Annotated in this window: 5 protein-coding genes and 1 pseudogene; 2 read left to right on the top strand and 4 right to left on the bottom strand. The window is 64.5% G+C overall.

Features of this window, described 5'->3' with window-relative positions:
• The coding region (locus tag RHBS_RS24355; RefSeq protein ID WP_128646659.1) for a phosphatidylserine/phosphatidylglycerophosphate/cardiolipin synthase family protein at nt 1–1,182 on the bottom strand (1,182 nt) is incomplete at its 3' end.
• Between the two features lie 54 nt (nt 1,183–1,236).
• On the opposite strand from RHBS_RS24355, the gene RHBS_RS24350 reads away from it, so the two are divergent.
• Nucleotides 1,237–2,085 carry an aldo/keto reductase gene (locus tag RHBS_RS24350; protein WP_121872936.1) on the top strand — a complete coding sequence of 283 codons (849 nt, stop codon included), beginning with the start codon at nt 1,237–1,239 and terminating at the stop codon, nt 2,083–2,085.
• Nucleotides 2,086–2,151: 66 nt separating this feature from the next.
• Here RHBS_RS24350 and RHBS_RS24345 read toward each other — a convergent pair whose 3' ends face one another.
• On the bottom strand, nt 2,152–2,793 hold the full coding sequence (locus RHBS_RS24345; RefSeq protein WP_121872090.1) for a 3-oxoacid CoA-transferase subunit B: 642 nt from the start codon (nt 2,791–2,793) through the stop codon (nt 2,152–2,154).
• Nucleotides 2,790–3,550, bottom strand: a pseudogene (locus tag RHBS_RS24340) (CoA transferase subunit A). The gene RHBS_RS24345 and the pseudogene RHBS_RS24340 overlap by 4 nt, the downstream one beginning before the upstream one ends.
• Before the next feature lie 143 nt (nt 3,551–3,693).
• Here RHBS_RS24340 and RHBS_RS24335 point away from each other — a divergent pair.
• Nucleotides 3,694–4,470 carry an IclR family transcriptional regulator gene (locus RHBS_RS24335; RefSeq protein ID WP_183130365.1) on the top strand — a complete coding sequence of 259 codons (777 nt, stop codon included), beginning with the start codon at nt 3,694–3,696 and terminating at the stop codon, nt 4,468–4,470.
• Here the strand turns inward: RHBS_RS24335 and RHBS_RS24330 are convergent.
• Complete coding sequence (locus RHBS_RS24330; RefSeq protein WP_121872092.1) at nt 4,467–4,739, bottom strand: hypothetical protein; 273 nt, start codon at nt 4,737–4,739, stop codon at nt 4,467–4,469. The two genes, RHBS_RS24335 and RHBS_RS24330, sit on opposite strands and share 4 nt — an antisense overlap.
• Nucleotides 4,740–4,876: the final 137 nt, after the last annotated feature.

Below are 4,876 nucleotides of genomic sequence, written 5' to 3'. Positions count from 1 at the left end.
GATATCGAGAACCAGCACACGATCACCACCGGCAGCGCGGATCACCTCGAGCGCGGCCGAGTGTCCCAGCAGCGCAGAGGGAATGGTGAGTGGGCTGTCGTCGTCGAGGTGCTTGGGAACCACCACCACCAACCGCAAGTTCGGCTTGCGGCGCAGTGCCGCGGCGAACACCCGCGCCACGTCGACCGACCACAGGTACTGGTCTTCGATGTAGATCAACTCGGTAGCTCGGTGCAGAGCCTTGGCGTATGCACGTGCCGCGCTGCGCTCGCCCTTGGTGGCGAACGGGTAGGCGGGTCGCCGACGCGGGTAGGTGCGCAGCAGCTGCACCGAGCAGGTGCCCTGCGGATCCGGCGGCGCAGCCGCAGTCGGTAGCTCGGACGGTTCCCGAGTCACCCCGCGCAGCATGTCGGGTACGGCGTGCCAGGGGAGGCGGGACAGCGCTGCGGGATCCTCCCAGCGCTCTCGAAAGACATCCTCGACGTCCCGCACTGCGGGTCCCTCGAGCTGGACCTGAACGTCGTGCCAGGCCGGGATCTCGCCGTACTCGGGAGGGAAGGGACGTGAGACCGGATCGCCGAAATGATCGGCGTCGTCGCGTCGGGCGCGGGCCAGATCGATACCACCGACGAAGGCGACGTCGGGCAGATCTTTCCTGCCGTACCGCACGACGACGAACTTCTGGTGGTGGCTTCCGGTTACCAGCACGCGCTGGTCGAGGATCACCTCGCCGCCGGCCTCCTCGAGCCGTAGGGCGAGCTTGCGATTCTTCGGGCCGGTGAAGCCGAACGTCTCCATGTGCGAGCGCCACACCATGCCCTTGACGACGCCACCGCGGTGCGCCACGCCGGTGAGCGCATCCTCGACGGTCACGCCGTCGTCGGTGAGCAGCTGTTCAGGGTCGCCGCGCCAATCGGTGAAGAGCACCAGATCGTCGCGTTCCGTCCGCGCGAGTGCCTGCGCAAGCGCCGCAAAATACGTCTTGCCGTGCACGAGGTTCTCGACGCGGTTGCCCTCGGTCCAGGCTGTGATTCGAGTGTCGTCGTTGCCGCGCTCGGTCGCGGTGAGGAACCACGGGTGCGCAGGATCGAAGTGCCGAGTCGGGGCGGTCAGAGCTGCGGTGGACCGGCCGAGATTCTCGGCAACCCCATCGACGACGCGCCGGATGCGCTGCACTATCACGTTGGCATCATTCCATCCGGTTTGAAGCGGGGGGAGGTCGGGCACCCGAGCGATATGACTCAGGTACCCAACGTCACGCTCAGAAACGGCAAGCAGATCCCGCAGCTCGGCTTCGGCGTGTTCCAGATCGATCCCGAGAAGACGGCCCAGGCCGTCGAAACGGCCCTCGAGATCGGCTACCGCCACATCGACACCGCCGAGATGTACGGAAACGAGAAGCAGGTCGGCGAAGGTATCCGCAACTCCGGCATCGACCGCGAATCGGTCTTCGTCACCAGCAAGCTCAACAACGGCTTCCACAAGCCCGACGATGCGCGGACGGCATTCGACAAGACGCTCAGCGACCTCGGCACCGACTACGTGGACCTCTTTCTGATCCACTGGCCGCTCCCGACCCGCTACGACGGCGACTTCGTCTCCACCTGGAAGACGCTGGAGGAGTTCGTCGCCGACGGCCGAGCTCACAATATCGGCGTATCCAACTTCCAGCCCGCCCACCTGGACCGGTTGGCGGAGGAGACCGAGACGGTCCCCGCGGTGAACCAGATCGAGGTGCACCCGTACTTCGTCAACAACGACGTGTGGGCCTACGGCCGTGAACACGCCATCCCCACCGAGGCGTGGTCACCGATCGCCCAGGGCAACGTTCTCGACGACGCGGAACTGAAGCGAATCGCCGACGCCACAGGCAAATCCGTCGCACAGGTGGTTCTGCGCTGGCACATTCAGCGCGGCAACATCATCTTCCCGAAGTCGGTGACGCCGGAGCGCGTCAAGGCCAACTTCGAGATCTTCGACTTCGAGCTCAGTTCTGCCGATGTCGACGCCATCACAGCCCTTGACAAGGGTGAGCAGGGCCGTAACGGCCCGAACCCGGATACCTTCGACATGATTCCGGACTAGTACCTCGAACTGTGGGCTCGAACGTGTTCGTCACGTTCGAGCCCACAGTTGTGTCACGTGATTGACTCACGTGATCGTGAGCGCCGATCCCGTTGCGGCGGTGACCTCTTCGGATGTCACCCCGGGTGCGAGCTCGGCGAGTGCGAGTGTTCCGTCGCCGACGACCTCGATGACCGCGAGGTTCGTGATGATGCGATTCACGACGCCTTGGCCGGTCAACGGCAGAGTGCAGGCGTTCAGGATCTTCGGGTTCCCGTCGCGATCGGTGTGTTCCATGACTACGATGACGCGCCGGGCGCCGTGCACGAGGTCCATCGCACCGCCCATGCCCTTGACCATCTTGCCGGGCACCATCCAGTTGGCGAGGTCGCCGGTTCGCGAGACCTGCATACCGCCCAACACGGCGGTGTCGATGTGGCCGCCGCGGATCATGCCGAAGCTCAGCGACGAATCGAAGTACGCCGCACCGGGATTGATGGTGACCGTCTCCTTGCCCGCGTTGATCAGATTGGCGTCGACCTCGTCCTCGGTGGGGTACGGCCCGGTGCCGAGGATGCCGTTCTCCGAGTGCAGGGTGACCTTGACCGAGTCGGTCAGGTACCCCGGGATCAACGTCGGCAGTCCGATGCCGAGATTGACATATTCCCCGTCGACCATTTCCGCTGCGGCGCGCTCGGCCATCTGGTCGCGTGTCCATCCTGCACTCATGCTCGAACTCCTGAACTGACGGTGCGCTTTTCGATGCGCCTGTCCTGTGGCCCGGTATGCACGACACGTTGGACGAACACGCCGGGAAGATGTACGTGGGCCGGATCGATCTCGCCCGGCTCCACCAGATTCTCGACCTGCGCGATGGTGATCCTGCCCGCCATCGCGGCGAGGGGATTGAAGTTCATCGCAGTCTTGTCGAACACGAGATTTCCTGCTGTGTCACCGATCTCGGCGTGTACAAGCGCGAAGTCGGCGTTGATCGACTCCTCGAGAACGTAGCGCTTGTCGCCGAACACCCGAGTCTCCTTGGGTGGCGACGCGATCGAGACGGAACCGTCGGCGTCGTAGCGCCACGGCATTCCGCCGTCGGCGATGGGACTGCCGACTCCTGCTGGGGTGAAGAACGCGGGAATTCCGGTGCCTCCGGCGCGAAGTCGCTCCGCCAGAGTTCCCTGCGGGGTCAGTTCGACCTCGAGCTCGCCGGCCAGGTACTGCCGGGCGAACTCCTTGTTCTCGCCGACGTAGGACGCAGTGACACGGCGAATTCGTCCGGCGGCCAGCAGGATTCCGAGCCCGTAGCCGTCGACGCCGCAGTTGTTGGAGAACACTTCGAGCTCGTCGGCGTCGGTGTTCGCGATGGCGTCGATGAGGCGTCGGGGATGCCGCACAATCCGAAGCCGCCGACCGCGAGGGTCGCTCCTCGGCCGATGTCCGCGACCGCCTCGGCGGCGGACGCGTAGGTCTTTCCAGTCACTGGTAGCTCCTGATGTGTTCGTTGAGCAAACGTTGTAGTCAGTGAACCTGAGCTGTGCGTACAGGTGAAGTGAATGCCGGTTTTTGCTCGTTCGGTGAACGGATGCGAACTTGGCGTCCGCTGAGTGGACGTACGATGGCCGGGTGACCTCAGCGGATGCCAACGCAAGTGTGATCGGCAAAATCTGTTCGTTGCTGCGCGCAGCGGGAAGTGAGGAGCCGTCGGGTGCCTCGACCACCGCGCTCGCTCGGGCGACCGGTATCGCGAGACCGACCGCACATCGCCTCCTGGCGTCTATGGCCGACCAAGGATTCGTCGACCGCGACTCCGCCACCGGCCACTGGTCATTGGGCCCGGAGATCTATCTGCTCGGATCGATGGCGGCATTGCGGTACGACATCACCGACCAGGCTCGAAAGATAGTGCAGGCGTTGGCCACCGAGAGCGGAGAAAGTGCGTTTCTGTCGGCCCGGCGAGGGGTGGAGACCGTGTGCCTGCTTCGGGTGGAAGGGAGCTTTCCGCTGCGCTCCCACGTGCTGTACGAGGGAATTCGGCTACCGCTCGGGGTGGCGTCCGCAGGCCTGGCAATTCTTGCGCACCTTCCCGATCGGGAGGTGGACGGGTACCTGAGCGGAGTCGATCTCGTGCCCGAGTGGGGAGACAGTCACTCCGACAACGAGATTCGACGCCGCATCGCACACACCCGCACCACCGGATTTGCCGTCAACCCGGCGTTGCTGGTGGAAGGCAGCTGGGGCCTCGGCGCTGCCGTGTTCGACCGTGCCGGAGGTCCTGCATGGGCACTGAGCCTGACGGGTGTCGAGACGCGATTTCGCGACGACCGACGTCGGGAGTTGGGCAAGCTGCTGCTCGACGCGGCACACCGACTCACCGTGCAATTGGGGGAGCGGCCCGCTTAGCTGTCGAGTTCCTCCAGGATGTCCGCGGCGTCTTGGCTACCTGCGGCGGCCAATCTCTGCAGCTCGGCGCGGTCGCCACGTTCACCGGCGAGCTCGACGAGGATGTCGACGGCATCGCTGCTGCCTGCATCGGCGAAAGAGCGGAGTTCGTCGAGGTCGTGTCGAGAGCCTGCGAGTTCGACCAACTCGTCGATGGCATCCTGATCGCCGCGGGCGGCACGCCGGCGCAATTCGACTGGTTCCGACGACGTGGAATCGGGCTCGCTCATGGAGTGGAGTGTAGAACGATTCGGCGGATAGCTGCAGGTCAGCTGCATCATTTTCAGCTCGAGCGTTCTTGTCGGTGGGTCGAGATAGTCTTCACCTGGTTCGAACGCACGTTCTGAAATTGTTGCTCACCGGGGGG

This window comes from Rhodococcus sp. BS-15 (assembly GCF_000813105.1).
GTDB lineage: Bacteria > Actinomycetota > Actinomycetes > Mycobacteriales > Mycobacteriaceae > Rhodococcoides.
Note: the sequence above shows the minus strand (reverse complement) of the source record. Positions and strands in the feature narration are given on the sequence as shown.

Bases quoted from the DNA above. Each gene is read 5' to 3' on its own strand.
- RHBS_RS24330 (WP_121872092.1), bottom strand. From the start codon at position 4,739: ATGAGCGAGCCCGATTCCACGTCGTCGGAACCAGTCGAATTGCGCCGG.
- RHBS_RS24350 (WP_121872936.1), top strand. From the start codon at position 1,237: ATGACTCAGGTACCCAACGTCACGCTCAGAAACGGCAAGCAGATCCCG.
- RHBS_RS24345 (WP_121872090.1), bottom strand. From the start codon at position 2,793: ATGAGTGCAGGATGGACACGCGACCAGATGGCCGAGCGCGCCGCAGCG.